The following is a 26,064-nucleotide window of genomic DNA, read 5'->3' on the forward strand; positions in this document are numbered from 1 at the left end:
TGCAGCAAGGCCTTGACCTTGCCACCATGTGAAGGTTTACGCTCCAGGCTGTTCAATGCAATCAGCCAACCAGCAAGGAGTCTTCACATGCAGCCATCCACAACCACCAGCCATGACTTCCAGGTCCAGGGCATGACCTGCGGCCACTGCGAGCGCGCCGTGACCCAGGCCGTGCAGGGTGTGGACCCGGCCGCCAACGTGCGCATCGACCGCGCCAGCGGCAATGTGCATGTCGAGCACAGCAGCGCCGCGCGCGAAGCGCTGGCCGCAGCCATCGCCGAAGAAGGCTACAGCGTCGCGCCATGAAGGCCGCCGTGCAGCCAGCCGGCGGCGCGCCCCGCGCGCTCGCCTGGCCCGTGTCCATCGGCGAGGCCGCGCGCCGTGCCGGTGTCTCGGCACGCATGGTGCGCCACTACGAGTCCCTGGGCCTGGTGGCCGGCGTGGCGCGCACCGACAGCGGCTACCGCCAGTACACCGCAGCCGACGTCCATGGCCTGCGCTTCATCCGCCGCGCACGCGACCTGGGCTTTTCGATGGAAGAGATCGCCGGCCTGCTCGCCCTGTGGCAGGACCGCAGCCGCGCCAGCAGTCAGGTCAAGCGCATCGCCCAGGCCCACATCGAGGACCTGAACGAGCGCATCGCCGCCATGCAGGCCATGCAGCGCAGCCTGCAAACGCTGGTGTCGTGCTGCCATGGGGATGAGCGGCCGGACTGCCCGATCCTGGATGACCTGGCGGGGGAGCCAGCTCCCCCCAGGCACTAGGCGCGCTTGCGCGGTGCCGCTGCTGCAGCCGGTGCCACCTTGCGCACCCGCTTGGCAGGCGCCTTGGCCACCACCGCGCCATCGGCGCGCCGCAACACCCCCTGGCACAGCGTCGCTATGCACTGCTCGGCCACCTGCTCGGCCGTGTACTCGCCGCCGGGCTGGTACCAGCGGCCGATCCAGCTCAGCGCCCCGGCGATCACGAAGGCCGTCATCTTCGGATCGCACGGCTCCAGCGAGCCCTCCTGCACGCCCTCGGCCACCAGGCGTCGGAACTCCCGGTCGATGGCGGATTTGTGGCGGCGTAGTTCGGCGCGGCTCTCGGGCGGCAGCTGCTCGTCGCCCACACGGATCAGGCACTTGCCGAAATCCTCTGTGACGATGCGCGCATAGACCTGCATGCAGGTCATGAGCTGGTCGACGGCCTTGCCGCCAGCCGCGCGCGAGGCATCGATGCCCTCGAGCATCATCTGCAGGCCCTTGCTCACGCACTGCAGCAGGATCTCGTCCTTGTTCTTCACGTAGTAGTACAGCGTGGGCTTGGTGACGTTCAGCCGCGCGGCGATGTCGTCGAGCGAGGTGGCATGAAAGCCGCGTTCGTTGAACAGCTGCGCGGCGGCCTGCAGCACGGCATTGCGCTTGGCCTCGCGCTGCTGTTCGCGGTGAGACGCGGGCGCCCAGGGCGACGCAGGCGGGCGCTCGGCACTGCGGGGGGGCGACACGGTGGGGCTGGGCATGGCAGGCTGGTTCCTCGGGAAAGTACGGATGCTGGTTTGGCGCAGGGCCTTCCAGAATCTACTCGTGAGTAAACAGTTTACGCACAAGTAGGAAATTTCTGCAGGCCTGCAGGCATTTTCTGGTCAGCACAAACCCGCATTAGAAAGCCAATGGAGACACACCCACCCGGCATTCCCCCCGCCAGCGCGCCACCCCTGCTGCAGGTCGATGGCGTCACGCTGGCCTTTGGCGGGGTCAAGGCGCTCACCGGCGTGGGCTTTGGCGTGCAGGCCGGCTCCATCACTGCCGTCATCGGGCCCAACGGTGCGGGCAAGACCTCGCTGTTCAACACCATCTCGGGCTTCTACCGCCCGGGCAGCGGCGCCATTCGCTTCAAGGGCCAGGACATCACGCGGGTGCCGGCCCCGCAGCGTGCCCGGCTGGGCCTGGGGCGCAGCTTCCAGAACATCGCGCTGTTTCGCGGCATGACGGTGCTCGACAACATCAAGCTCGGGCGCCACGCGCACCTCAAGACCAACGTGCTCGACGCGCTGTTCTACGTGGGCCGCGCGCGCCGTGAAGAGGCCGCGCTGCGTGCCGACATCGAGGAGCGCATCATCGACTTCCTGGAGATCGACCACATCCGCCACGCCCCCGTATCGGCCCTGCCCTACGGCCTGCAAAAGCGCGTGGAGATGGCCCGCGCCCTGGCCATGCAGCCCGAGATCCTGATGCTCGACGAGCCCGTGGCCGGCATGAACCGCGAGGAGACCGAGGACATGGCGCGCTTCATCCTCGACGTGCGCGCCGAATGGGGCGTCACCGTGCTCATGGTCGAGCACGACATGGGCATGGTCATGGACCTGTCGGACCACGTGGTGGTGCTCAACTTCGGGCAGGTCATCGCCCAAGGCACGCCGGCCGAAGTGCAGGCCAACCCCGAGGTCATCCGCGCCTACCTGGGCTCGGGCGACGTGGGCGACCTGCGTGCCCGGCTGCATGCTGGGGCCGCGACGCCGCTGCAGGGAGTCGCATGATGGACTGGGCCTACCTGTTCGAAATCAGCCTCACCGGCATCTCCGGCGGTGGCCTGTACGCGCTGGCGGCACTGGCCTTCGTGATGGTCTACAAGGCCACGCGCGTGGTCAACATCGCCATCGGCGAGATGCTCATGGTCGGCGCCTACCTGTTCTTCACCTTCGCCGCCACCTTCGCGCTGCCGCTGTGGCTGGCCATTCCTGCAGCGGTGCTCGGCTCGGGCCTCTTGGGCGCGGTGATCGAGCGCACCATGATCCGCCCGCTGCTGGGCGAGCCGCCGATCTCCGTGTTCATGGTCACCGTGGGCCTGGCTTCGGTGCTCGTGGGCCTGGTGGAGATGATCTGGACGGCCGACCAGCGCCGCCTGCCCGAGTTCATGCCGACCAAGCCCATCATGATCGGCGAGGCCTTCCTCGCGCCCAAGGTGTTCTGGGGCGCGGTGATCGCGGTGGCCTTCATCGCGGCCGTGCTGCTGGTGTTCCGCTTCTGGCGCGGCGGCGTGGCCCTGCGCGCCACGGCCAGCGACCAGGCCGCCGCCTACTCGGTGGGCATCAACGTGCCGCGCGTGTTCTCGCTGGCCTGGGTGGTCTCGGCCATGATCGCCGCAGTCTCCGGGATCATCGTCGGCTCCATCGGCGGCATCTCGTCGAGCATGGGCGTGTTCGGCCTGTCGGTGCTGGTGGTGGTCATCGTCGGCGGGCTCGACAGCGCGCTCGGCGCCCTCATCGGCGGCGTGCTCATCGGCCTCATCGAGGCCCTGGCCGGCGCCTACCTGGGCGGCGAATACAAGCTCCTGGCCACCTTCATCGTGCTCGTGGCCGTGCTGCTGGTGCGGCCCTATGGACTGTTCGGCACGCACGAGATAGAGAGACTCTGATGCGCATCGGTACCCTCAAGGAATCCTACGTTGCAGACGCAGCGCTGTTCGACTCGCGCACGCAGAAGGTCTGGCTCGCCGTGGCCGCCGCGCTGCTGCTGCTGTTCCCCTTCATGGCCAGCGACTACTGGCTCTACCTGGCCTGCCTGGTCAGCATCAACGTCGCCAGCGCCACGGGGCTGAACATCCTCACGGGCTACACGGGGCTGGTGAGCCTGGGGCAGGCCGCCTTCATGGGCCTGGGGGCCTACACCGTGGCCGTTCTGGAGACACGCGCGGGCACGCCCTTCCTCCTGAACCTGCTGGCTGGCGGCTTCGTGGCCATGCTGGGCGGCATCATCGTGGGCATTCCCTCGCTGCGCGTCAAGGGCCTGTACCTGGCCATCGCCACCATCGCCGCATCGTTCATCGCGCACTTCATCTTCGCCAACTGGAAGTTCACGGGCGGCACCGGCGGCCTGAGCGTGCCGCCGGCCAAACTCTTCGGCCTGCCGCTCGATACCTCGTTCCGCCTGTACTGGGTGATCGTGCCGGTCACCGTGCTCATGCTGCTGGGCGCGGCCAACCTGTTTCGCACGCGCGTGGGCCGCGCCTTCATCGCCATCCGCGACCGCGACATCTCGGCCGAGGTGCTGGGCATACCGCTCTTGCACTACAAGCTGCTGTCGTTCGGCCTGTCCTCGTTCTACGCGGGCGTGGCCGGCGGGCTGTGGGCGTACTTCTTTCGCGTGGTCACGCCCGAGAGCTTTCCGCTGCTCATGTCCATTTTCTTCCTGGCGGCCATCATCGTCGGCGGCATGGGCTCCATCCTGGGCGGCATCCTGGGCGCGGTGTTCATGACCATGGTGCCCGAGCTGCTCAAGCTGGTGGTTGATTTGCTGCCGGGCGGCAACGAGCTCACGGTGTTCCTGTCGCCCGTGCGCACCGTGATCTTCGGCCTGCTGATCATCGGATTTCTGGTGTTCGAGCCGCAGGGGCTCGCAGAAGTGTGGCGGCGCATTCGCCGCTTTTTCCATCTGTGGCCGTTCCGCAATTGAGAGAGCCGCTGCAGCCTATAAAACCATGAAGGAGACAAGCACCATGCCCACGACCACCACCACATCCCTCGCATCCCAGCGCCGCCGCACCCTGCTGCTCGCCGCAGGCGCCACGCTGGCCGCACCGCTCACCGCCACCGCACAGGCCAGCGGCGAAGACATCGTGATCGGCGGCTCCATCCCGCTCACGGGCGTGTTCGCGTTCGCGGGCGTGGGCATCAATGCCGGCATCGGCGACTACGTGAAGATGGTCAACGACGCGGGCGGCATCAAGGGCCGCAAGCTCAAGTACGTGCCCGAGGACACAGGCTACAAGGTCGACGTCTCGGTGGCGGCCTACAAGAAGATCACCAGCCAGAACAAGGTGAATCTCTACTACGGCGACTCCACCGGCTTTGCCAAGACCATCAACCCCGAGCTCGACCGCGCGGGCAGCACACTGATGGCCGGCGCCTCCTTCGCGTCCGAACTCAACGACCCGGCCAAGTACCCCAACCAGTTCCTCGTCGGCCCTGACTACACCGAGATGTTCGGCATCCTGCTCAAGCACATCGCCAAGGAAAAGCCCGGTGCCAAGGTGGCCTTCGTGTACTCCGACTCCGAATTCGGCCGCGACCCCATCGACAAGAGCGAAGCCGCTGCCAAGGCACTCGGCTTGTCCGTGCCCGTCAAGATCATGACGCCCGCCGGCAGCGTGGACGTCTCCGGCGAGGTCATCAAGCTGCGCCGCGCAGCGCCCGACTACACCATCTTCCACGGCTACATCCTGGCCCCCATCCCCGAGTTCATCACCCAGGGCAAGCAGCAGGGCATGACCAGCAAGTGGATGGGCACCTTCTGGACCATGGACAGCTCCACCGTGATGAAGATGGGCGAGGCCGCCGACGGCTTCATGGGCGTGATGCCCTACCGCTACTACTACGATACCGAGAAGGCGCCCATGCTGGAGAAGATCCGCGCGCTGCGCCCCGAGTACCAGAGCACGGCCTACATCCAGGGCTTTCTCGCCGCCATGCTGTTCACCGAATCGGCCAAGCGCTGCCTGGATGCCGGCAAGCCGCTCAATGGCAAGAACCTCAAGGCCGCGCTCAACAGCATCAAGGACTTCGACACCGGCGGCCTGATCGGCGTGCCGATCACCATCAGCGGCAACTCCATCCCTGTGGGCCGCGTGTACCGCGCGGACATGAAGGCCCAGAAGATGGTCGCCGCCTCTGACTGGATCAAGCTCTGACCTTGCCCGCCATGACCCCGCACGCCACGCCGGACCACGTCCTCGAAGTCAACAACATCGAGGTCATCTACAACAAGGTGGTGCAGGCCCTGCGCGGCCTGTCGCTGTCCGTGCCGCGCGGGCAGATCGTGGCGCTGCTGGGCAGCAACGGGGCGGGCAAGTCCACCACGCTCAAGGCGGTGTCGGGCCTGCTGGCGCTGGAGGATGGTGAAGTGCAGGGCGGCAGCATCCGCTTCAACGGCCAGCCCACTGCGGCGCTCGCACCTCAGCAGTTGGTGCGCAACGGCCTGTCGCACGTGATGGAAGGCCGCCGCGTGTTCGAGGACCTCACGGTGGAGGAGAACCTCGTAGCCGCCACCTATGCACTCACGGGCCGCAAGGATGCAAAGCCCGATTTCGACAGCGTCTACAGCTACTTCCCGCGCCTGCACGAGCGCCGCAAGGGCCTGGCCGGCTACCTCTCGGGCGGCGAGCAGCAGATGCTGGCCATCGGCCGCGCGCTGATCGCCCAGCCCCAGCTGATCCTTCTCGACGAGCCCTCGCTGGGCCTGTCCCCCAAGCTCGTGGAAGACATCTTCACCATCATCGCGCGCATCAACGCCGAGCGCGGCACCTCCATGCTGCTGGTCGAACAGAACGCCACCGTGGCGCTGGCCGTCGCCCACCAGGGCTACATCATGGAGAACGGCAAGATCGTGATCGACGGCACGGCCGAGCGCCTGGCCAGCGACCCCGACGTGCGCGAGTTCTACCTCGGCATGGGCGGCGGTGGCGAAGCGAAAAGCTTCAAGGACATCAAGCACTACAAGCGCCGCAAAAGATGGCTGTCATGACCCTCCCCGAACTCACCCTGCCCCAGATGCTGCGCGAGCGCGCGCGCACCGAGCCCGGCCGCGTGGCCATCCGGCAAAAGGACTTCGGCATCTGGAAGCCCTTCACCTGGGCCAGCTACCACGAGCGGGCCAGCCACTTCGGCCTGGGGTTGCGCGCGCTCGGGCTGCCGGCCGGCGGCCATGTGGGCGTGATCTCGGAGAACCGCACGGAGTGGGTCCTGGCGCAGATGGGCGCCGGCCTGGTCGGTGCGGTCACCGTGGGCGTCTACCCCACCAGCCCCACCAACGAGGTGGCCTATGTGGTCGGCCATGCCGACATCGAGATCATGGTCTGCGAGGACCAGGAGCAGACCGACAAGCTGCTCGCGGCGCTGCCCGAGTTGCCGCGCCTCAAAAAGATCATCGTCATGGAGACCAAGGGCCTGCGCAGCTTCGCGCCCGAGGTGCGCGCGCTGATCGCCACCTTCACCGAGGTCGAGGCGCTGGGCGCCGCATCGGGATCGCAGGCGCTGGTGGACGAGGCACTCGCGCGCCAGACGCTCGACGACGTGGGCCTGATGATCTACACCTCGGGCTCCACCGGCAAGCCCAAGGGCGCGATGATCAGCTACCGCAACATCCGCGGCGTGGTGCCCGGCATCGTCGACCGGCTGCAGCTCGACGCGGCCACCACCCACCTGTCCTACCTGCCGCTGTGCCACGTGGCCGAGCAGATGCTCACCAGCTTCGTGCCGGTGTACATCGGCTCACAGGTGAACTTCGGCGAGTCCATCCGCACTGTGCAGGAAGACCTGCGCGAGGTGGCGCCCACCATGTTCCTCGGCGTGCCGCGCATCTGGGAGAAGATGCACGCCGCCATCCACATCAAGCTGCAGGAGACCGGGGGCCTGCGCCGCCGGCTGTTCCACCGCGCCATGGCCGCCTGCCAGCCCCTGGCCGAGAAGCCACGCAGCGCCTGGAGCCTGGGCGAGCGCCTGGCCTTCGCCGCCAGCTACTGGCTGGTGTTCCGCGCGCTGCAGAACTTCATCGGCCTGCGCGATGCGCGCGTGGCGCTCACCGGGGCCGCGCCCATCCCCCCCGACGTGGTGCGCTTCTTTCGCGTGCTAGGCCTGCCGCTGGTGGAGGTCTATGGCCTGACCGAATCCACCGGCATGGTCACGGGCCACCGGCTGGACCAGGTGGTGGTCGGCACCGTGGGCGTGCCCACGCTGGGCGTGGAGCACCGCATTGCACAGAATGGCGAGCTGCAGCTGCGCGGCAACATGGTGTTCGCGGGCTACTACAAGAACCCCGAGGCCACGGCCACCAGCATCATCGACGGCTGGCTGCACACCGGCGACGTGGTGCGCGAAGAGCAGGGCCAACTGAAGATCGTGGACCGGCTCAAGGACATCATGATCACGGCCGGCGGCAAGAACCTCACGCCCTCGGAGATCGAGAACACCATGAAGGGCAGCCCCTTCATCAAGGAATGCATCATCGTCGCCGAGGGACGCAAGTTCGTCGGCGCGCTGGTGATGATCGACTACGAGACCGTGGGCAAGTGGGCCGAGGCCCGGCGCCTGGCGTTCACGCATTTCCGTTCGCTGGTCGAGGCACCCGAGGTGCGCGAACTCATCGACACCGAGATCCGCCGCGGCAACGAGCGCCTGGCCCAGGTCTCGCAGATCCGCCAGTTCCACCTTCTCACCAAGGAGCTGGACCACGACGACGGCGAGGTCACCGCCACCATGAAGGTGCGCCGCTCCAGCATCTACAAGACCTACGCTGCCGAGATCGAGGCGCTGTACCGCTGAGGAACCGACATGACCGACGACACCGAGGCTGCGCCTCCCGCCCTGCTGCACGAGCGCCAGGGCGCCATCGCCACCTTGCGCTTCAACCGCCCCGCCGCGCTCAACGCCATCGACGTGCCCATGGCCCAGGCCTTCCTGGCCGCCGTGCAGGCCATTGCGGCAGACGCCAGCGTGCGCGCCGTGGTGCTGCGCGGCAACGGCAAGGGCTTCATGGCCGGCGGCGATCTGGCCACCCTGCGCGCCAACCCCGTGCAGGGCGCGATGGAACTGCTCGGGCCGTTGCACGCGGGCCTGGCCCTGCTGGCGCAGATCGATGCGCCCGTGATCGCCCAGGTACACGGCGTGGCCGCAGGCGCCGGCCTGTCGATGCTGCTGCAGGCCGACTACGTGCTCATGGCCGAGGGCACGCGCCTGAACTTGGCCTACATCAACCTGGGCACCAGTTGCGACGTGGGCGCCTCCTGGGCGCTGCCGCGCATGGTGGGCCTGCGCCAGGCGCTGGAGATCGCGCTGCTCGGCGATTCCTTCACGGCCGACGACGCGCTGCGCCTGGGCCTGGTCAACCGCGTGGTACCCATGGCCGAACTCGACGCCGCCACCACCGCCGTGGCCGAGCGCCTGGCCGCCGGCCCCACCGTGGCCTACGGCGCAATGAAACGCCTCATGCGCCAGTCGCTGGAACGCAGCCTGCCCGAGCAGCTGGCGGCCGAGCAGCAGGCCTTTGCGCACTGCGCCGCCACCGCAGACTTCCGCGAAGGCATAGCGGCCTTCTACGCACGCCGGCCCGCCCAGTTCAATGGGCGCTGAATTCCCTTTCTTCTCTTTCGACACATTCCCCCCATGAGCAGCCTTCAAGACGTCTACGTCCTTTCCACCGCGCGCACCGCCATCGGCACCTTCGGCGGCAGCCTCAAGGACGTACCCAACACCGACCTCGCCACCACCGCCGTCAAGGCCGCCATCGCGCGCAGCGGCCTGCCGGCCGATGCCATCGGCCACGTGGTGATGGGCAACGTGATCCCCACCGACACCAAGGACGCCTACCTCGCGCGCGTGGCCGCCATCGATGCGGGCTGCCCCATCGAGACACCGGCCTTCAACGTCAACCGCCTGTGCGGCTCGGGCCTGCAGGCCATCATCTCGGCGGCCCAGGCCATCGGCTATGGCGACTGCGACATCGCCATCGGCGGCGGTAGTGAATCGATGAGCCGCGGCCCCTACTTCGACACCGCAGCGCGCTACGGCGCGCGCATGGGCGACGCGAAAAGCATCGACTAGGGCCTGTTCACCCCAATTTCGGGGTCGCGAAGGCCCTTGCCGGCGCGCCAATCTAGGCGCGCGACACAGCGTGTGCCCTTGCACACGCAAGGAACGCAACGACGAGTGGCGCGCCGGCAAGGGCCTTCCCTTCGGGTTGCCCGGCCTGGGGGCCGTCTGCAGCGTTGCCCGCGCTTGCAAGGTGCACACCTTGCTGCACACGGGCGCCTAGCATCCAGCCCCCAGGCCGGGCAACGCGATCCCCGAAATTGGGGTGAACAGGCCCTATGCTCGGCATCCTGCACGACCCGTGGCAGAAGATGCACATGGGCATCACCGCCGAGAACGTGGCCGAGCGCTACCGCATCGGCCGCGAGGCACAGGATCAGTTGGCCGTGCAAAGCCAGCAGCGCGCAGCGCACGCCATCGCTGCGGGCTACTTCCGCGAGCAGATCGTGCCGGTGGAGATCACCACGCGCAAAGGCGCGGTGGTCTTCGACACGGACGAGCACGTGCGCGCCAATACCACCCTGGAAGTGCTGGCCGGCATGAAGCCCGCGTTCAAGAAGGACGGCCTGGTCACCGCCGGCAATGCCTCAGGCATCAATGACGGCGCCGCCGCCGTGGTGCTGGCATCGGGCGCGCGCGCCTCGGCCCTGGGCCTGAAACCCCTGGCCCGCCTGGTGGGCTACGCGCATGCGGGCGTGGAGCCGGCCTACATGGGCATCGGCCCGGTGCCCGCCACACAGAAGGTCCTGCAGCGCACCGGCCTCACGGTGCAGGACATGGACGTGATCGAGGCCAACGAGGCCTTCGCCGCCCAGGCCTGCGCCGTGATCCAGGAGCTGGGCCTCGATCCGGCCAAGGTCAACCCCAACGGCTCGGGCATTTCGCTCGGCCACCCCGTGGGCGCCACGGGCGCCATCATCACCACCAAGGCCATCGCCGAGCTGCACCGCACGGGCGGGCGCTATGCGCTGGTGACCATGTGCATCGGCGGCGGTCAGGGGATTGCGGCGATCTTCGAACGGGTGTGAACGGCGCGCAGGCGCAGGCCACTGCGCCGCGCGTCGCCTGGTTCAGAACGGTGCCGAATCCGGGTCGGTGTCCGCCGGTGCCGTCGCCGGCCCGGTGATCGCGCGCCCCGCCACATCCTTGCCGCGCGGCGGCACGGGTGCAGCGGCCGCCAGGCCCGGGCCCGAGGGGCCGCTGCCCGCGGGGATGGCTTGCGCAACAGCGCTGGCCCCAATGCCATCGGATTCACCACCCAGCGCCTCGATCAGGTCGGGGATCAGCTTGGACAGCTCCCCCGTGGCGATGGCCACGTCGGTGTCGAAACCGCCGTCATCGGCCTTGGTGCCTTCGAACACGGTGTCCAGGAAGGACACCTTCTTGATCTGCAGGCCCTCGGTCAGCATCAGCGAGACGCGGTCGTCCCAGGTCAGCGCCAGCTTGGTGGGCAGCTTGCCGGCGGCGATGTGCGCCTGCACCTCCTCGATGTCCAGCGGGTGGCGCGAATAGCGCACCACGGCCTTGGACTCGTCGGCGCTCTTCAACTCGCATTCGCGGTCCACGGTAAAGCCCACGGGCGGCTCCTGCGTGCTCAACCAGTGCGACATGGCCACCTGCGGGCTGGTCTCGGTGTACAGCAGCGAGACGGACAGGCCCGGCAGGTATTCGACCAGCAGCGAAACGACCTCGTCGGCACGGCCCTGGCTGGACGTGTCGAACACGATGGTGCGTGCTTCCCTGTCGATCCACACCCACATCGAGCCCTGCTTGGTGAAGGCCATGGGCAGCAGGTCGAGCTTGGCCTCTTCCTTGAGCTCCTTGCTCTCCTTCTTGCCGGGCTTGCGCCCGGTTTCCTTCTCGATGCGCTCGGCCTTTTCCTTCACGCGGCGGTTGAGCACCGAGCCTGGCAGCACCTTGGACTCGACCATGAAGCGCAGGATCCACTGCCCTCCCACCGACTCGACCATGGCGCCATGCTCATCGCCGCGCGGCGGCACCCAGCCCAGCGACTTTTCCTGCGTGGCACCGCACTCCATGAAGGGGGCCTTGGCCAGCGCCTCTTCCACCTGCGTCAATTCCACCTGCCATTGCGGAGCAATGCGGTACACGATCATGTTCTTGAACACGAAAAACCCTCTGGTTACCGGACGAAGCTGTCCACCGGTGCCATGCACGCCTGCGGCGCTGGCACGGAACCCTCCATTGTCGGTGGTCGGCGCCCCTTGCGTACCGGGCCGCAGTGCAACACAGGGAAAATCCATACGCCTGCTCCGCTTTTGATAGCTGCAAGGGCCCGCAGGTAAAGACGATCTTCTTGTCACAACTTTACACTGGGACAAACAACGTGCATGCGGGCGATACATGGCGGGCAGACACTGCAGTCAACCGCTGGAACTACCGTTCCGGGGCCCCTTCCTCCCTCTGAAAGGACTCTCACCATGGCTTTCCTGTCCCGCCACACCGTTGCCGCCGCCGTCCTCGCCGCCCTGGCCCTGCCGGTGCTGGCACAGCCCACCCCTGCCAACCCGCCCGCCGTGGGTGCGGCAGCCGCCCCCGATGCCCGCAAGGGCCCAGGCGAACACCGCGAACGCCACCAGGCCCACATGGCCCAGCGCGCCGCCGCGCTCAAGGCACAGCTCAAGCTGACCCCGGCGCAGGAACCCGCCTGGAACACCTTCACCGCCTCCATGCAACCGGGCGAACGCCAGGCCCGCCTGGACCACAAGGACATGGACAAGCTCACCACCCCCGAGCGCATCGACCGCATGCGCGCCATGCGTGCACAGCACGCCGCCGAGGCCGACCGCCGCGGTGAAGCCACCAAGGCCTTCTATGCCGTGCTGACGCCCGAGCAGCAAAAGACCTTCGATGCCCGCGCCCAGCGCATGGGCCCGCGGGGCGAACATGGCAAGCACGGCCCCCATGGCCACCGCGGCCATGGCGACAAGCCCGCCGGTGCAGCAGCAGCACCGGCAGCGCAGAAGTAAGCGCCGGGCGTGCGACACCCGCCTGCGCGGCAGCGGTGTCGCAACCATCAGAAGGGCTCCATTCGGAGCCCTTTTCCTTTTTCCGCCATCAAGCTGCGGTTGCGGCCTACAAAACCACTGGTGGGGGCGTTCCTACACTCATTTACATACAGCTGTGTATGTCAAACCACGGAACAAAACCATGAACACCAAACCCTTCCGCCCGGCTTCTTCCCCACTCTCCGTTGCGCTGGCAGCCGCCGTGGCGCTGGGCGCCCTGGCCGCTGTGCCGCAGACCGCCATGGCACAACAGAGCGCACAGGCCTCACCCTCCATCTACATCCAGGGCTCCCAGGCCCGCCGGGATACCGATGCCATCACCCTCGGCGGCACCTTGCCCTGGAAGGACTGGCAACGCCCGCTGTGGGGTGGCCAGCTCACGGGCTACTGGGATCTCTACGCCAGCCGCTGGACCTTTGACGGTGCGCAGGGCGGGCGCTCGCACACCACAGTGCTCGGCGTCACCCCCACCCTGCGCCTGCGCATGGACGAAGGCCGCTCGGCCTGGTTCTGGGAGGGCGGCATCGGCCTCACGGTGGCCGACAAGCGCTACGTCACGCCCGAACGCACCTTCAGCACCCGTGCCAACTTCGCCTCCCACCTGGGACTGGGGGTCAGCCTGGGCGAGCAGCGCCGGCACGACATCGTGCTGCGTGTACAGCATGTCTCCAATGCCGGCGTGAAGAAGCCCAACCCGGGCGAGAACTTCGCGCAACTGCGCTACGGGTACCACTTCTGAGCCGGCCACCAGCCCCGGCGACCGGCCTACCCGGCACCTGGCCCCACAGCCCGCCTCTTCGGCGGGCTTTTTTGTGCCCAGGCTCCGATCCATCTGTGGATAACCATGGGTATGGTTGCCGAACAACCCATTGGTTATCCACAGAACTGCGGCGCAGCCGAAAGTTGTTGTCATCCAACCGCAAAGTTCAGCCCCGTCGTGCCACAGGGTTTGAAGCCACGCAAGTGCGCGCCAGCATTGGGAAAAACGGGCTTGTCCACAAAAAAGCCCCTGCTCTACTACTACTGCTATTGATTTATAGAGCTATTAAAGAATAACAAGCAAAACCTGATGCAGGGCGCGTCGACCGACCTGGAGCTTGTTGTACCCACAGGGCAACGCGCTGGCACCCTACAGGGAAGAAAGAGCTGCCCGTGCCCTTCACAGGCCGCAGAAGGCCCCTTCTTTGCACACGGCAGGCCGAGGGTCAGGCTGGCTTACGGAGCCACGCCTGGCTGAACAGGAGGCCGCGCAGGGTCCGACAAGCCATTGCCAGGCTGCAGGCGACCCTGAAGGGTGCAAGGAGCCGCTCACCGGGAGAGAAGCCGCGCCTGTGCAGTGACTTTTCCACGTATCGGCCTGTCCTTGTGCATAACTTTGGGGGAATTGCTGGCACAACTGCCCGGTTGTCCACAGCGAAGTGCGGTTCCCGGTTGTTGTCCCCGTTGGCGCGACAGCAGGAACCGCGTGCGGCACACAGGGTTCATCGCCACGCAAGTGCTTGCCAGGACAGGGGAAAATGCACTTGTCCACACAAAATGACGCGCTCTACTACTACGACTATGTATTTATAAAGACTATAAGAAGAAGACAGAGAACAACATCCTTCGCCCCGCATGCGCCTTTCTGCCCAGGCACGGGCCTTCCAGGCAGGGACAACACGCTGCACTGGCGAAAAAAAACCGCAGGGGGTGCTGCGGCCGTGTTCATGAGAAATGCGCCGTGTTCTGCGCCAATGGGGCCGCCGGAGCGCCACCACGCTGCCCTCTACGGGGGCGGACTGCGCAGGAAGGCCTCCAGCGCGTCCACAGGCAGGGGGCGGCTGAAGAGGTAGCCCTGGTAGAGCTGGCACCCTGCGCGGGCCAGCAGCTCGCGTTGCTCGGCGGTTTCGACGCCTTCGGCGATGACTTCCAGGCCCAGGCTGCGCGACAGGCCGATGATGGTGTCCACGATGGCGGCGTCGTTCGGGTCGGTGAGCAGGTCGCGCACGAAGCTCTGGTCGATCTTGAGCTGGTCCAGCGGCATGCGCTTCAGGTAGCTCAGGCTCGAGTAGCCGGTGCCGAAGTCGTCCAGCGAGAAGCCCACCCCGTAGGAGCGCAGCGCCGCCATGGTGGCGATGGTGGTTTCCATGTCCTCCACCAGCAGGCTCTCGGTCAGCTCCAGCTTGAGCAGGCCCGAGGGGGCGCCCGTGATGGCCAGCACCCGGGCCACGTCGTCCACGAAGCTTGCATGCCGGAACTGTCGCGAGCTCACGTTGACGGCCACGGTCAGGTGGCTCAGGGCGGGGTCGTCCTGCCAGCTGGCCAGGAGCTTGCACGCGGTGTGCAGCACCCAGCGGCCCAGCGGCAGTATCAGGCCGGTTTCCTCGGCCAGCGGAATGAACTGCGCCGGTGAGACCATGCCGCGCTGCGGGTGGGCCCAGCGCAGCAGCGCCTCCACCCCCACCACCAGGCCCGACTGGCGCACCTGGGGCTGGAAGTGCAGCAGAAACTCATCCTGCGCCAGGGCCGAGCGCAGGTCGGTCTCGAGCGTGGCGCGCTCGGTCACCACGGCCTGCATCTGCGGGTCGAAAAAGCGCAGCGTGTTGCGGCCCGCCGTCTTGGCCTGGTACATGGCCAGGTCGGCCTGCTTGAGCAGCTCGCCCACGCTGGTCTGCTCGCTCGTGAAGGGGGCCACGCCGATGCTCGGCGTGCTGCGGTACTGGTAGCCCGCCAGGGCATAGGGCATGGCCAGCGTGGCCAGGATCTTCTCGCCCACCGAGCGCGCATGCAGCACCAGTTCGTCGGGCCGGACGCTCAGCTCCTCGAGCATCACCACGAACTCGTCGCCGCCCAGGCGGGCCACGGTGTCCACGGCGCGCACGCAGGTGTTCAGGCGCTGCGCCACCTGCTGCAGCAGCATGTCGCCCTGGTCATGGCCCAGGGTGTCGTTCAGGGTCTTGAAGTTGTCGAGGTCGATGAACAGCAGCGCCCCGCCCTGCTGGTGCCGCCGGGCACTGGCCAGCGCCTGGTGCATGCGGTCCATCAGCAGCATGCGGTTGGGCAGCCCGGTCAGCGGGTCGTAGAACGCCAGGCGCTGGATCTCGCGTTCGGTGGCCTTGCGCTGGCGGATGTCGGTGTTGATGGCCAGGATGGAATGGGGCTGGCCGTTGTCGCCGCGCACCAGGGTCCAGCGGCCCTCCACATCGATGGAACTGCCATCGCGGTGCTGCTGCACGATCTCGCCGGTCCACTCCCCATGCTCCAGCGTGGCCTGGGTGGCCCGGCGGAACTGCGTGGGGTCCTCGTACAGCAGGGTCTCGATCGACTGGCCCAGCACCTGCAGCTTAGACCAGCCATACAGGCGCTCGGCACTCAGGTTCCAGAAGATGATGCGGTGTTCCAGGTCGCGCACGATGATCGCGTCCTGCGCCTTGTCCAGCAGCGAGGCCTGGTGGCGGATGCGTGCGTCCGCCACCTGGCGCTCGATCTCGGCCGAGGCGCGCGCCGCAAAGATCTGCAGGGTGGAGATGACGAAATTCGGGTCGGCGATGGCATGGCGAAACAGCACGAACACCAGGCCCACCACCTCGCCATCGGCGTTGCACAGCTGCTGCCCGGCGTAGCCACGGGCCTGCACCATGCGCAGCACGGGCGCATCCGGGTACAGCTGCTGCACCCCGTCGGCCACCACGAACTGGCGCTGGTCCAGCAGCTGCAGGCTGGGCGTGCCTTCAAGAGCGTAGTCGGTGGGCGCAAGGAACTGGCCGTCGAGCACCGCCGCCAGCGTGCTCACGCGCGGTGGCTGGTCATGGTACTGCGGCAGCAGGCGCACCACGCAGCCGCCCTGGGCATCCAGGGCCTCGGCCATGTTGCGCACCAGCTGCTCGAAGAATTCCGTGCCCGTGCTGGCCGACACGGCCGCCGCCACCTTGAGCACCGAGGCCTGCAGCCGCTGCTGCGCCTTCTGGGTGCGCAGGCTGTTGATGCCAAAGGCCAGGTCATTGGCCAGTTCCTGCAGCAACCCGGTCTCTTCGGTGCTGATCTGCAGGATATCGGGTGCGTACAGGTAGAGCAGGCCGAAGGTGCGGTCGCGGTCGCGCAGCGGCAGGCAGATCACGGCGTGGAAACCGTGCTCCAGCATGCGCTCGGTCCAGTCCACGAAGTGGTTTTCCTGGCGTATGTCCTGCACGATCACAGGCTTGCCCGAGCGCACGGCTCGGCCCGCCGGGCCGCGCCCGTAGGCGTCGTCTTCCGACCAGCTCAGGTGCAGCGCTTCCAGGTACTGGTTGTTGTAGCCCGCATGGGCCACCGGTTCGATGGACTTGCGCTCATCGTCGCGCGCAAAACCCACCCAGCCCATGCGGTAGCCACCAATGTCCACCGCGATCTGGCAGATGGCCTGCAGCAAGGCGGCCTCGGAGGTGGCGCGCACCAGGGTTTCGTTGCAGGCACTCAGCAGGCGCTGGGCCCGGCCCATGCGGGCCAGTTCGGCCTCGTTGCGCACGCGCTCGGTCACATCGGAGGCCAAGACCTGGCGCGCCCCCACGCCGTTGAAATCGATGTTGCCCGCCGTGATCTCCATGTCGATCAGGCTGCCGTCCTTGCGCACATGGCGGCGCACCTTGGGCAGGCTGCGCTGCTGCGGGTCGATGGCGCGCAGCCGGCGCTCGGCAGTTGCGCGGTGCTGCGCGGGCCACAGGTCCTGCATGTGCATGCGCAGCAGTTCCTTTTCGCTGTAGCCGTAGTGGTGCACCATGGCGTGGTTCACGGCCAGCAGGCGCAGGCTGCCCCGGTCATACACCCACATGGGCTGCGGGTGTTCGTCGAACAGCATGCGGTACTGCAGCTCCGAGGCATGCAGCTGCCCGGCCACGTGGCGCAGCTGCACCATGGCGCCGAGCGATTCGGCCAGGATCTCCAGGTGCGCCACGTCGCGCCGCGAAAAGGCATTGACCCGGTCCGAGGTGACCGTGAGCGAGCCCACCACCACGTCCCCTGCGCGCAGCGGCGCGGCCATCACCGAGCGCACGCCATGGCGGTGGACCATGGACTGCATGTCCCAGCCCTCGCCCTCGGTGTCGTTGCAAAGCACCGTGCGGCCCTGCTGGAGCGAGGGCCAGAGGATGCATTCATCCACCGCCAGCAGGTCGCCCTCGGGCCGCACCATGTCGCCGGCCGAGGCCTTGGCCGCCAGGTGCCGGCCCTCGATCAATTCCACCATGGCGCCGCGGGCGCCGGTCTGGCGCTTCACCGCCTCGGCCACCATGTGCAGCACGTCGGCGAGCGGCATGTCCAGCGAGGAGATGCGCTGCTGCAGGTGCAAGAGCTCGGCATGGTTGCGCGTGTCGCGCTGGGCTTCCAGTTCTACCGCCTTCTGTGCACTGTGGTCGGCCATGCCGCCGACCATGCGCACGGCGCGCCCGCTGCTGTCGCGGATCAGGAAGCCGCGGTCGAGCACCCAGGCATAGCTGCCGTCCTGGCGCCGAAAGCGGTAGGCGTCCGACCAGTGGCTGTCGGTTCCGTCGATGGCCGCGTGGATGCCCTTGAGCACCGCTTCGCTGTCCTCGGGATGCAGCCGCAGCGTCCAGGAGGTGCTGTCCGGCGGCAACTGGTCGAGCGGCACGCCGAACAGGGTCTGCATGCCCTCGTTCCACCACATGGCGTCGGTGGTAAGGTTCCAGTCCCAGATCGCATCGGCCGTGGCGCGCGAGACGAGCTGGAAGCGCTCTTCGCTGCGCTGCAGCGCCAGGTCGGCCTGGTGGCGTGCCGAGATGTCCTGGAAGGCCCCCTGGATGCGGATGACCCGGCCCTGCGCATCCCGCACCGCCTGGCCGGCGGTGCGCACCCAGAAATGCCGGTCCCCCGGCATGACGACTTCGGCCTCCAGGTCGAAGGGGGTACCGTGCCGCAGGCAGGCCCTGAATGCGTTGCGCAAGGCGCTGCGGTACGGCGGCGTGTAGAGGTCCAGGATCTGGCCCACGGCACCCACCCGCCGGGTCAGCCCGTAAGTGGCGGCGATTTCCTGCGACCAGCTCAGCCGCATGCTGGGCAGCTCCACGATCCAGCCGCCCACCTGGGCGATGCGGCCAGCCACGCGCAGCGTTTCTGCCTGCTCCACCAGCTCGTCGTGCATGCGGTCGCGCTGCTCCACCAGCTGTGCCAGCAGGCGCTGCTGGCGGCGCAGCTCCAGCTGCACCATGGCCTGCTCGGCCAGCACCTTGAGGCCGTCGAGCTGCTCGGCCTCCAGGCGGCGGGCACGGGTGTCCAGCACCGCCAGCGTGCCCAGGGCAAAGCCGTCGCCATTGACCAGCGGAACACAGGCGTAAAAGCGGATGTGCGGGCTGCCGGTGACCAGCGGGTTGTGGGAGAACACCGGGTGCGCGCTGGCATCGTCCACCACCACCGGGTCCTTGCTGCCGTTCAGTGCGTGGGCGCAGAAGGCAACCGCGCGGTCGGTCTCCTGGAACGGGATGCCCACGGCGGCCTTGAACCACTGGCGCTCGCTGTCCACGAAATTGACCACCGCCATCGGTGTCCGGCAGATGCGTGACGCCAGAACGGCCAGCTTGTTGAAGGCGTCCTCGGAGGGCGTGTCCAGGATGGCGTAGGACTGCAGTGCATGGAGCCGCGCAGCCTCAGCGGTGGCGTGCTCTGGATGCTGCATGGTCAGTCGCGCAAGGTGCCGCTCGGGCCGTGCGTGTCCGGGCGTCGGTGACACGTTCTTGCGGGGAGCGGTGTAGCCAGCATGGAAAGAGGAGCCCGGACCGGAGTCGATGATGAAAAAAGGGGTGGCAAAAGTCGCAGCGAAACACCCCCCGTCTGTCCTGGGGTGCCAGATGACCGTTTCTAGACGCAAACCGTGGTCGCTGCAACTTAAAAAGGCAATCCTACACCGGGAAGCGCTTGCCCCATGTCGGCCCTAACCCGCACTGTGGGCGGTGTGGCAGTCGCGGATGCAACCTTCGTGCAGCGCGAGGCTTGCTAGCCTTGCCGGCATGCAGATCTCCGAACTCGCCCGCCGCACCTCGGTCTCGGTGCACGCCCTGCGGCACTACGAAAGCCAGGGCCTGTTGCAGCCCGGGCGCCGGGCCAACGGCTACCGTGACTATACCGAGGGTACCGAGCGCGAGGTGGTCTTCATCGCCATGTCGCGCCAGCTGGGCTTTGCGCTGCCGCGCATTGCCGAGCACCTGGCGGACTTTCGCAGCGGCCGGCTCACCATCGCCGCCATGGTGCAGGCCCTGCACCAGCGGGCGCAGGAACTGGCGGACCAGGCGGCCCTGCTGCAGGCCCAGCGCCAGACGGTGCTGGACCACATCGCCTGGCTGCAGGCCAGGGAACCTGCCGCCAAGACCCCCAACCCGGCGCCGCCCCCCTGGCCGCGCGTGCGCAAGCGCCCGCTGGCCCCGGCCAGTTCCCCCATCCCCCGTGTCTCCAGGAGAAAACCATGACCCCACACGCCCCCGATTCCTCCGCGCTGCTCCAGGCCCATGTGCTGGCCATGCCGATTGCGCAAACCCTGGGCCTGCGCTTCACCCGGGTGGCCCATGGCCAGGTGGACCTGGAGATGCCGGTGCAGGAATCCCTGTGTTTCCGCCCAGGCCAGCTGCAGGCCACGGCGATCTTCGCGCTGGCCGACTTTGCCGCGGTGGCGGCTGCCGGCAGCACCCTGCCGGCCGGCTGGACGAATGCCACCGTGGATGCGCACGTGAAGCTGCTGGCCCCGGCCCGTGGCACCTGCCTGCGCGCCCGGGGCCGTGTGGTGGACGCGGGCCGCACGCTCACCGTCTGCGCGGCGGATGTCTATGCCGTCGCAGAGTCAGGTGATGAAACGCTGTGCGCCACGTTGCTGGCCACGGCGCGCAATGTGGAGGGTGCGGCGGCGCGCCCTCCACGTGAAGTCCTGTCCTGAATCAGCCCTTCCGTGCGCGGCGTGCGCGCACGGCCTGTGCCAGGCCTTCGAGCACCGGCACGGTCTGCACGAGGCTGATGCAGGCGTCCGTCACCGAGACGCCGTGCGCCAGCGGCTGGCCGGGCACGATGTCCTGGCGGCCTTCCTGCAAATGGCTTTCGACCATCAGGCCGGTGATGCGCGCATCGCCCGCGGCGATCTGGCGCGCCACGTCCTCGGCCACGGTGACCTGGCGCTGGTGCTGCTTGCTGCTGTTGGCGTGCGAGACGTCGACCATCACCTGCGGGCGCAGCCCGGCCGATTGCAGCATGGCGCAGGCGGCATCCACATCGGCCGCGCTGTAGTTGGGCGCCTTGCCGCCGCGCAGTATCACGTGGCAGTCGTTGTTGCCGCGCGTCTCGAAGATCGCCGCCTGGCCCATCTTGGTCATGCCCATGAAGGCGTGGGGCGCGCTGGCCGCCTGGATGGCATCGCTGGCCACCTTCACGCCGCCGTCGGTACCGTTCTTGAAGCCCACCGGGCACGACAGCCCGCTGGCCAGCTGCCGGTGGCTCTGGCTTTCCGTGGTGCGGGCGCCGATTGCGCCCCAGCTCACCAGGTCGCTGATGAACTGCGGGCTCAAGAGGTCCAGGAACTCCGTGCCCACCGGCAGGCCCAGTGCCAGCACGTCGAGCAGCAGCGCACGCGCCATCTCCAGCCCCTCGTTGATGGCGAAGCTGCCGTCCAGGTGCGGGTCGTTGATGTAGCCCTTCCAGCCCACGGTGGTGCGTGGCTTCTCGAAGTACACGCGCATCACCACCAGCAGGTCGTCCGCGAGCACATCGGCCTGTGCCTTGAGCGCCCGTGCGTATTCCATGGCCTGGCCGTGGTCGTGGATGGAGCACGGCCCCACCACCACGACGAGGCGGTCGTCGTGCCCGTGCAGCACGCGCGAGATCGCGGCGCGGCTGGTTTCCACCAGCGTCTGCGCCGCCTCGGGCGCGGGCTGCCACTCCTGCAGCAGGGCCGGCGTGATCAGCGGGCGCACGGCCTTGATACGGGTGTCGTCGATGCGGGTCGTGTCGTGGGTGGACAGCGCGGTGGTCGAGGGGGCGGTGTGTACGTGGAGGGTCATGCGCGCCATTTTCGCCTTGGATGCCGGAGGGATTTGCGCCAGGGTGCTGTCCTACAGCGTTTCACCCACGCCGCAGATATACCTATAGCCAGTCCCACCCCCGTCCCCAGGAGTTTCCATGGCCATCCAGAATGCCCTTGCCAGTGTCGCTGTCAGCAGCCTGCCCGACGCGGTGCAATGGTATGGAGCCTTGTTCGAGCGCGGACCCGATTCGCAGCCCATGCCCGAACTGGCGGAATGGACCCTGCCGCAGGGCGGCTGGCTGCAGATCTACGAACTGCCCAGGCGCGCCGGCCGCTGCTCGGTCACGCTGGCGGTGGACGACATCGACGAACAGGGCGAGCAACTGGAGCGCATGGGGGTGGACACCGCCCAGCGCTCGAACAGCAAGAAGGTGCGCGCCATCCTGGTGACGGACCCGGACGGCAACCACCTGGCCTTTGCCCAGGCCCTTGGCGGTCAGCGCCTGGCGAGTTGATCAAGGCCGGCGGAAGGCGGGCCTTTGCCCGGCCCAGTGCTTGGCACTGAGGTAATCCAGCCGCACCGTGCCGCCGCTCGAAGGCGCATGCACGAAGCGCCCCTCTCCCACATAGATGCCGGCATGGTTGGGTTGGCGTCCGGTGCCGAACACCACCAGGTCACCCGCGCGCAGCTCACCGGACTCGAGCGGGTAACCCCAAGAATTGAGCGCGGCCACGGTGCGCGGCGGCGGCGTGCCGACCTGGTTGCGGTAGACATAGCCGATCAGCCCGCTGCAGTCGAAGCCTGAATCCGGCGTATTGCCGCCGTAGCGGTAGGGCGTGCCCACCAGGCCCAGCGCATGGATGGCAATGCCGTGCGCCTGGTCCGGGCTCAGCGGCGGCGTCGTGCGGACCGGGGCGGACGGAAAAGAGGAGGACGACGACGAGGGGGGCCGGGAGGTGCCGCAGCCTGCGATCAGCAGCGCAGCGGACACCAGGGCCAGACAGGAGAGAACACGCATGGATCGCAAGCGTACCGCACCCTGTACGCGGGGGTGAATGCCCCGCCGTGGCAACCGCCTTTTGTGAAGGCATCGCCACCGTGGTCCCTGTCTTCCCTTACACCGATGCGGTCGCTGCCCGGGCGCCTTCGCGGCGTTCGGCGAGCCGGTTGGCCACGCTCACGATGGCCTGCACCGAGGCAGTCACGATGTTGTGGCTGGTGCCCGCGCCGAAGGTGGAGCCGGCCACGCCTTCGAGTGCCGCCTCCACGATGGCCAGGGCCTGCGCGTTGGCACCCGTGCCCGTGGCGCGTTCCTCGTAGTGGTCCACGCGCAGCGGCAGGCCCAGCGCATCCACCGTGGCAGCAATCGGGCCGTTGCCCTGGCCCTGCAGGGTCTGGCGCGCGCCGGCGATGGTCACGTCGAGCTCGATGCCTTGGCCGTCATCGGCCAGCCGGTGGCCATGGCAGACGATGGCCGCATCGGGGCCGCTGGCCAGGTAGGTGGACTGGAACAGATTCCACAGCGCATCGCCGGTCATCTCGCCTTCGCTGGCATCGGTCTGGCGCTGCACCACGGCGCTGAACTCGACCTGCATGCGCCGCGGCATCACCACACCATGCTCGCGATCCAGCAAAAAGGCGATGCCGCCCTTGCCCGACTGGCTGTTCACGCGGATCACGCTGTCGTAGGTGCGGCCGAGGTCTGCCGGGTCGATGGGCAGGTAGGGCACTTCCCACAGGCCGTTGGGGTCCTGCGCGGCAAAGCCCTTCTTGATCGCGTCCTGGTGCGAGCCCGAGAACGCGGTGAACACCAGGTCGCCCGCATAGGGGTGGCGCGGGTGCACGGGCAGTGCCGTGCATTCCTCGGCCACGCGCGCCACGGCGGTGATGTCCGAAAAATCCAGCCCTGGGTGCACGCCCTGGGTGTACATGTTGAGCGCCAGGGTCACGATGTCCACGTTGCCGCAGCGCTCGCCGTTGCCAAAGAGGCAGCCCTCTACGCGGTCGGCGCCGGCCATCATGGCCAGCTCGGCCGCGGCCACGCCCGTGCCGCGGTCGTTGTGCGGGTGCACCGAGAGCACCACGTGCTCGCGCGGCGCCAGGCGCCGGTGCATCCACTCGATCTGGTCGGCGAACACGTTGGGCGAGGCGTTCTCCACCGTGGTCGGCAGGTTGATGATGATGCGCCGCTCTGGGCCCACGCCCCAGGCGTGGATGGCCGTCTGGCAGGCGCGCAGCGAGACTTCGAGCTCGGTGGCGCTGAAGGTCTCGGGCGAGTACTGCAGCGTCCACTGCGTTTCCGGCTGGGCATCGGTCAGGCGCTTGAGGTGCGACACATGCTGGTCGATGAACTCCATGACCTGCGTCACGTTCATGCCGAAGACGATGCGCCGCCAGGCCGGTGCCGTGGCGTTGTACAGGTGCACGATGGCGCGCGGTGCGCCGCGCACGGCTTCCACGGTGCGCTCGATCAGGTCGGCGCGCGACTGGGTCATGACCATGAGGGTCACGTCCTGGGGCACCAGGTCCTCGTCGATGAGGCGGCGCACGAAGTCGAAGTCGGTCTGCGAGGCGGCCGGAAAGCCCACCTCGATCTCCTTGAAGCCGATGCGCACAAGCTCCTGGAACAGGCGCATCTTGCGCTCGCCGTTCATCGGCTCGAAGAGGGCCTGGTTGCCATCGCGCAGGTCGGTGGACAACCAGATCGGCGCCTGGGTGATGGACCGTGAGGGCCAGGTGCGGTCGGTGAGCGCGATGGGGGCGATGGGCTGGTACTTGGTGGCGGGCTTGGCGATCATGAGAGGCTCCACGAACGCTGTGCGGCGCGCCATCGAAAGGCGCAGCCTGCACAGCAGGTCAAACGAATGAAAAAACGAGTGACATCCCCTGCAGCCCTTTGCGTGGAAGCAAAGGCTGGTTCGCGGGCCGGGGTCAGGGGGAAATCAGGTGTTGCGCGATGTGGCGGCAACGATGGCGAACGCAGGCAGACCCCGGCCAGGCACTAGGCCTAGCGATAGGGTGGACAGGGACATGCTGCGTTGCATAGCGGCAAATCCTAGCACAGGCCTGGCCGCGCTGCCAAGCCCCTGGTCTTCAGACCCCATCAGTGCGCCGGCTCCAGTCCTCGACCGTCCCCTGCTCCAGTCGCCGTGCCACCAGCTTCTGCCATGAGGGCGGCAGGGGCAACGCCGCCAGTTCGCGCAGTTGCGCGGCATCGAGCGCGCGGTGGTAGAGCACCTCGATCACGCGCGCCAGCGGCCAGGCCGGGTGCGGCCGCGCCACCAGCGCGATGGCATCGCCCGCCTGCACCGTGCCGGGTTCCAGCACGCGGTAGTACCAGCCGGTGCGGCCCGTGCGCTGCAGGCGCAGCGCCATGTCGGGCAGGCCGAAACAGGTGTTGAGCTTCCAGCAGGGCTGGCGTGTCTGCGTGACCTCCAGCAGCACGCCGCCCATGCGCACGCGGTCGCCCCAGCACAGGTCGGTCTCGGCCATGCCGGTGCTGGCGATGTTCTCGCCGAAGGCGCCGGGGCGCTCCAGCACGGGCAGGTGCCCCAGTTCGCTGCGCCACAGGGCATAGTGGTCCAGCGGGTACTGGTGCACGGCCTTGTCGGGGCCGCCGTGGATGCGCGGGTCGCCCTGCTCGTCCCCCTGCACGCCGGCCGCATCCACGCACACCGGTCCGGTCACCGCCTGCTTGGCAATGGCGCTGCGGCTGCCCGGGCGGCTGGAGAAGGGCACGGCGCTGCCGCGCAGCACGGCGGTGACCTGGCCGAGCACGGGCTCCTTCATGGCGACGGCAAGCCCTTGTCGAGCCCGTCCAGCCAGGCGCCGAACACCGCCTGGGCCGCCTGGGCGAGTGCGGCGCCGTGCTCCCGGGCCCCGCTGCGCAGCGCCTGCAGGTCCACGCCGGCCGCGGCCAACTCGCAGGCATGGCCCACCAGCCACTGCTCGATGCGCGAGAGGTCCGCCTCCAGGTGGAACTGCAGTGCGAGCGCATGCGTGCCCAGCGCAAAGGCCTGGTGCGGGCACAGGGGCGTGGCCGCCAGGCTCTCGGCCCCGGGCGGTATCTCGAACCTGTCGCCATGCCAGTGCAGCACCGGCGTGCCATTGGCCAAGGGGGCCAGCACCGACCGCTCGCCGTCCAGGGTGAGGGCCAGCGGCGCAAAGCCGATCTCCTTGTGCCCCATGGGCGCCACGCCGGCACCCAGTGCCCGCGCCATGAGCTGTGCACCCAGACAGATGCCGAGCACCGGTAGCCGGCGCGCCAGCCGCTCGCGCAACAGCGCCAGCGTGTCGGCGAGGAACGGGTAGGCCGTTTCGTCGAAGGCACCGATGGGCCCGCCCAGCACCACCAACAGGTCAGGTTCCGGGTGCAGGCTGTCCTCCAGCGGCCCCACCCCCGCATCGTGGGTGCGCACGGAATAGCCGCGCTGTTGCAGCAAGGGGGCGAGCAGACCCAGGTCTTCGAACGGCACATGCCGCAGTGCCAACGCGGTCTTCATGG

Annotated in this window: 22 protein-coding genes and 2 pseudogenes; 16 read left to right on the forward strand and 8 right to left on the reverse strand. The window is 68.0% G+C overall.

What is annotated here, in order from left to right:
- Positions 1-87 precede the first annotated feature (87 nt).
- Positions 88-306, forward strand: coding sequence for a heavy-metal-associated domain-containing protein (locus ASE28_RS12770; RefSeq protein WP_057200418.1), 219 nt, complete (start codon positions 88-90; stop codon positions 304-306).
- On the forward strand, positions 303-764 hold the full coding sequence (cueR, locus tag ASE28_RS12775; RefSeq protein ID WP_057266855.1) for a Cu(I)-responsive transcriptional regulator: 462 nt from the start codon (positions 303-305) through the stop codon (positions 762-764). Before ASE28_RS12770 ends, cueR begins: the two co-directional genes overlap by 4 nt.
- Here cueR and ASE28_RS12780 read toward each other — a convergent pair.
- Positions 761-1,501: a TetR/AcrR family transcriptional regulator gene (locus ASE28_RS12780; RefSeq protein WP_057266856.1), complete on the reverse strand. Its 741-nt coding sequence runs from the start codon at positions 1,499-1,501 to the stop codon at positions 761-763. The two genes, cueR and ASE28_RS12780, sit on opposite strands and share 4 nt — an antisense overlap.
- Before the next feature lie 150 nt (positions 1,502-1,651).
- Between ASE28_RS12780 and ASE28_RS12785 the strand changes: the two genes are divergently transcribed.
- The 9 genes and pseudogenes from ASE28_RS12785 to ASE28_RS12825 form a co-directional block, all read left to right on the forward strand.
- On the forward strand, positions 1,652-2,518 hold the full coding sequence (locus ASE28_RS12785; RefSeq protein ID WP_057266857.1) for an ABC transporter ATP-binding protein: 867 nt from the start codon (positions 1,652-1,654) through the stop codon (positions 2,516-2,518).
- Positions 2,515-3,396, forward strand: coding sequence for a branched-chain amino acid ABC transporter permease (locus ASE28_RS12790; RefSeq protein WP_057266858.1), 882 nt, complete (start codon positions 2,515-2,517; stop codon positions 3,394-3,396). Before ASE28_RS12785 ends, ASE28_RS12790 begins: the two co-directional genes overlap by 4 nt.
- The gene (locus ASE28_RS12795; protein WP_057266859.1) at positions 3,396-4,433 is read left to right on the forward strand and encodes a branched-chain amino acid ABC transporter permease; all 1,038 of its coding nucleotides are present in this window, start codon (positions 3,396-3,398) and stop codon (positions 4,431-4,433) included. Before ASE28_RS12790 ends, ASE28_RS12795 begins: the two co-directional genes overlap by 1 nt.
- A 43-nt stretch (positions 4,434-4,476) precedes the next feature.
- Positions 4,477-5,667, forward strand: a complete 1,191-nt coding sequence (locus ASE28_RS12800) for an ABC transporter substrate-binding protein (protein ID WP_057267291.1) — start codon at positions 4,477-4,479, stop codon at positions 5,665-5,667.
- A gap of 11 nt (positions 5,668-5,678) precedes the next feature.
- Positions 5,679-6,500 carry an ABC transporter ATP-binding protein gene (locus ASE28_RS12805; RefSeq protein ID WP_057267292.1) on the forward strand — a complete coding sequence of 274 codons (822 nt, stop codon included), beginning with the start codon at positions 5,679-5,681 and terminating at the stop codon, positions 6,498-6,500.
- Positions 6,497-8,296, forward strand: coding sequence for a long-chain fatty acid--CoA ligase (locus ASE28_RS12810; RefSeq protein WP_200963940.1), 1,800 nt, complete (start codon positions 6,497-6,499; stop codon positions 8,294-8,296). Before ASE28_RS12805 ends, ASE28_RS12810 begins: the two co-directional genes overlap by 4 nt.
- Before the next feature lie 9 nt (positions 8,297-8,305).
- Positions 8,306-9,103 (forward strand): enoyl-CoA hydratase/isomerase family protein, encoded by a 798-nt coding sequence (locus tag ASE28_RS12815; RefSeq protein WP_057266861.1) that lies wholly within the window; start codon positions 8,306-8,308, stop codon positions 9,101-9,103.
- 33 nt (positions 9,104-9,136) lie between these two features.
- Positions 9,137-9,571: pseudogene (locus ASE28_RS12820) on the forward strand (beta-ketoacyl synthase N-terminal-like domain-containing protein); the annotation flags it as partial.
- A gap of 269 nt (positions 9,572-9,840) precedes the next feature.
- Positions 9,841-10,590, forward strand: a pseudogene (locus ASE28_RS12825) (acetyl-CoA C-acyltransferase); the annotation flags it as partial.
- A 42-nt stretch (positions 10,591-10,632) separates the two neighbouring features.
- Here ASE28_RS12825 and ASE28_RS12830 read toward each other — a convergent pair.
- Positions 10,633-11,691 carry a recombination-associated protein RdgC gene (locus tag ASE28_RS12830; protein ID WP_057200429.1) on the reverse strand — a complete coding sequence of 353 codons (1,059 nt, stop codon included), beginning with the start codon at positions 11,689-11,691 and terminating at the stop codon, positions 10,633-10,635.
- Positions 11,692-12,003: 312 nt separating this feature from the next.
- On the opposite strand from ASE28_RS12830, the gene ASE28_RS12835 reads away from it, so the two are divergent.
- The gene (locus ASE28_RS12835) at positions 12,004-12,552 is read left to right on the forward strand and encodes a Spy/CpxP family protein refolding chaperone (RefSeq protein ID WP_057266862.1); all 549 of its coding nucleotides are present in this window, start codon (positions 12,004-12,006) and stop codon (positions 12,550-12,552) included.
- 181 nt (positions 12,553-12,733) lie between these two features.
- The gene (locus ASE28_RS12840; protein ID WP_057266863.1) at positions 12,734-13,330 is read left to right on the forward strand and encodes an acyloxyacyl hydrolase; all 597 of its coding nucleotides are present in this window, start codon (positions 12,734-12,736) and stop codon (positions 13,328-13,330) included.
- Between the two features lie 1,026 nt (positions 13,331-14,356).
- Here ASE28_RS12840 and ASE28_RS12845 read toward each other — a convergent pair.
- Positions 14,357-19,234, reverse strand: coding sequence for an EAL domain-containing protein (locus ASE28_RS12845; protein WP_057266864.1), 4,878 nt, complete (start codon positions 19,232-19,234; stop codon positions 14,357-14,359).
- Between the two features lie 331 nt (positions 19,235-19,565).
- Between ASE28_RS12845 and ASE28_RS12850 the strand changes: the two genes are divergently transcribed.
- Both ASE28_RS12850 and ASE28_RS12855 read left to right on the forward strand, forming a co-directional pair.
- Positions 19,566-20,021, forward strand: a complete 456-nt coding sequence (locus tag ASE28_RS12850; protein ID WP_057266865.1) for a MerR family transcriptional regulator — start codon at positions 19,566-19,568, stop codon at positions 20,019-20,021.
- Entirely contained in the window at positions 20,018-20,482 is a 465-nt protein-coding gene (locus ASE28_RS12855) for a PaaI family thioesterase (RefSeq protein WP_057200434.1), read from the forward strand. The genes ASE28_RS12850 and ASE28_RS12855 overlap by 4 nt, the downstream gene beginning before the upstream one ends.
- 1 nt (position 20,483) lies before the next feature.
- On the opposite strand, the gene ASE28_RS12860 is transcribed toward ASE28_RS12855, so the two are convergent.
- Positions 20,484-21,596: a 3-deoxy-7-phosphoheptulonate synthase gene (locus tag ASE28_RS12860; RefSeq protein WP_057267293.1), complete on the reverse strand. Its 1,113-nt coding sequence runs from the start codon at positions 21,594-21,596 to the stop codon at positions 20,484-20,486.
- Positions 21,597-21,714: 118 nt separating this feature from the next.
- Between ASE28_RS12860 and ASE28_RS12865 the strand changes: the two genes are divergently transcribed.
- Positions 21,715-22,074, forward strand: a complete 360-nt coding sequence (locus ASE28_RS12865; protein ID WP_057266866.1) for a VOC family protein — start codon at positions 21,715-21,717, stop codon at positions 22,072-22,074.
- Here the strand turns inward: ASE28_RS12865 and ASE28_RS12870 are convergent, their stop codons facing one another.
- The 4 genes from ASE28_RS12870 to ASE28_RS12885 all read right to left on the reverse strand — a co-directional run bounded on the left by ASE28_RS12870 (position 22,075) and on the right by ASE28_RS12885 (position 26,062).
- On the reverse strand, positions 22,075-22,578 hold the full coding sequence (locus ASE28_RS12870; RefSeq protein ID WP_057200436.1) for a C40 family peptidase: 504 nt from the start codon (positions 22,576-22,578) through the stop codon (positions 22,075-22,077).
- 97 nt (positions 22,579-22,675) lie between these two features.
- Positions 22,676-24,358, reverse strand: coding sequence for a 2-isopropylmalate synthase (gene leuA, locus ASE28_RS12875; protein WP_057266867.1), 1,683 nt, complete (start codon positions 24,356-24,358; stop codon positions 22,676-22,678).
- 295 nt (positions 24,359-24,653) lie between these two features.
- Entirely contained in the window at positions 24,654-25,349 is a 696-nt protein-coding gene (locus ASE28_RS12880; protein WP_057266868.1) for an MOSC domain-containing protein, read from the reverse strand.
- The gene (locus ASE28_RS12885) at positions 25,346-26,062 is read right to left on the reverse strand and encodes a glutamine amidotransferase (protein WP_057266869.1); all 717 of its coding nucleotides are present in this window, start codon (positions 26,060-26,062) and stop codon (positions 25,346-25,348) included. Before ASE28_RS12885 ends, ASE28_RS12880 begins: the two co-directional genes overlap by 4 nt.
- Positions 26,063-26,064: the final 2 nt, after the last annotated feature.

The sequence above is a fragment of the Acidovorax sp. Root219 genome (assembly GCF_001428665.1).
Lineage (GTDB): Bacteria > Pseudomonadota > Gammaproteobacteria > Burkholderiales > Burkholderiaceae_C > Acidovorax.

Excerpts from the sequence above, each read along its gene's own strand:
- ASE28_RS12770 (WP_057200418.1), top strand. The coding sequence starts at position 88 with ATGCAGCCATCCACAACCACCAGCCATGACTTCCAGGTCCAGGGCATG.
- cueR (WP_057266855.1), top strand. The coding sequence starts at position 303 with ATGAAGGCCGCCGTGCAGCCAGCCGGCGGCGCGCCCCGCGCGCTCGCC.
- ASE28_RS12780 (WP_057266856.1), bottom strand. The coding sequence starts at position 1,501 with ATGCCCAGCCCCACCGTGTCGCCCCCCCGCAGTGCCGAGCGCCCGCCT.
- ASE28_RS12785 (WP_057266857.1), top strand. The coding sequence starts at position 1,652 with ATGGAGACACACCCACCCGGCATTCCCCCCGCCAGCGCGCCACCCCTG.
- ASE28_RS12790 (WP_057266858.1), top strand. The coding sequence starts at position 2,515 with ATGATGGACTGGGCCTACCTGTTCGAAATCAGCCTCACCGGCATCTCC.
- ASE28_RS12795 (WP_057266859.1), top strand. The coding sequence starts at position 3,396 with ATGCGCATCGGTACCCTCAAGGAATCCTACGTTGCAGACGCAGCGCTG.
- ASE28_RS12800 (WP_057267291.1), top strand. The coding sequence starts at position 4,477 with ATGCCCACGACCACCACCACATCCCTCGCATCCCAGCGCCGCCGCACC.
- ASE28_RS12805 (WP_057267292.1), top strand. The coding sequence starts at position 5,679 with ATGACCCCGCACGCCACGCCGGACCACGTCCTCGAAGTCAACAACATC.
- ASE28_RS12810 (WP_200963940.1), top strand. The coding sequence starts at position 6,497 with ATGACCCTCCCCGAACTCACCCTGCCCCAGATGCTGCGCGAGCGCGCG.
- ASE28_RS12815 (WP_057266861.1), top strand. The coding sequence starts at position 8,306 with ATGACCGACGACACCGAGGCTGCGCCTCCCGCCCTGCTGCACGAGCGC.
- ASE28_RS12835 (WP_057266862.1), top strand. The coding sequence starts at position 12,004 with ATGGCTTTCCTGTCCCGCCACACCGTTGCCGCCGCCGTCCTCGCCGCC.
- ASE28_RS12840 (WP_057266863.1), top strand. The coding sequence starts at position 12,734 with ATGAACACCAAACCCTTCCGCCCGGCTTCTTCCCCACTCTCCGTTGCG.
- ASE28_RS12845 (WP_057266864.1), bottom strand. The coding sequence starts at position 19,234 with ATGCAGCATCCAGAGCACGCCACCGCTGAGGCTGCGCGGCTCCATGCA.
- ASE28_RS12850 (WP_057266865.1), top strand. The coding sequence starts at position 19,566 with ATGCAGATCTCCGAACTCGCCCGCCGCACCTCGGTCTCGGTGCACGCC.
- ASE28_RS12855 (WP_057200434.1), top strand. The coding sequence starts at position 20,018 with ATGACCCCACACGCCCCCGATTCCTCCGCGCTGCTCCAGGCCCATGTG.
- ASE28_RS12860 (WP_057267293.1), bottom strand. The coding sequence starts at position 21,596 with ATGACCCTCCACGTACACACCGCCCCCTCGACCACCGCGCTGTCCACC.
- ASE28_RS12865 (WP_057266866.1), top strand. The coding sequence starts at position 21,715 with ATGGCCATCCAGAATGCCCTTGCCAGTGTCGCTGTCAGCAGCCTGCCC.
- ASE28_RS12870 (WP_057200436.1), bottom strand. The coding sequence starts at position 22,578 with ATGCGTGTTCTCTCCTGTCTGGCCCTGGTGTCCGCTGCGCTGCTGATC.
- leuA (WP_057266867.1), bottom strand. The coding sequence starts at position 24,358 with ATGATCGCCAAGCCCGCCACCAAGTACCAGCCCATCGCCCCCATCGCG.
- ASE28_RS12880 (WP_057266868.1), bottom strand. The coding sequence starts at position 25,349 with ATGAAGGAGCCCGTGCTCGGCCAGGTCACCGCCGTGCTGCGCGGCAGC.
- ASE28_RS12885 (WP_057266869.1), bottom strand. The coding sequence starts at position 26,062 with ATGAAGACCGCGTTGGCACTGCGGCATGTGCCGTTCGAAGACCTGGGT.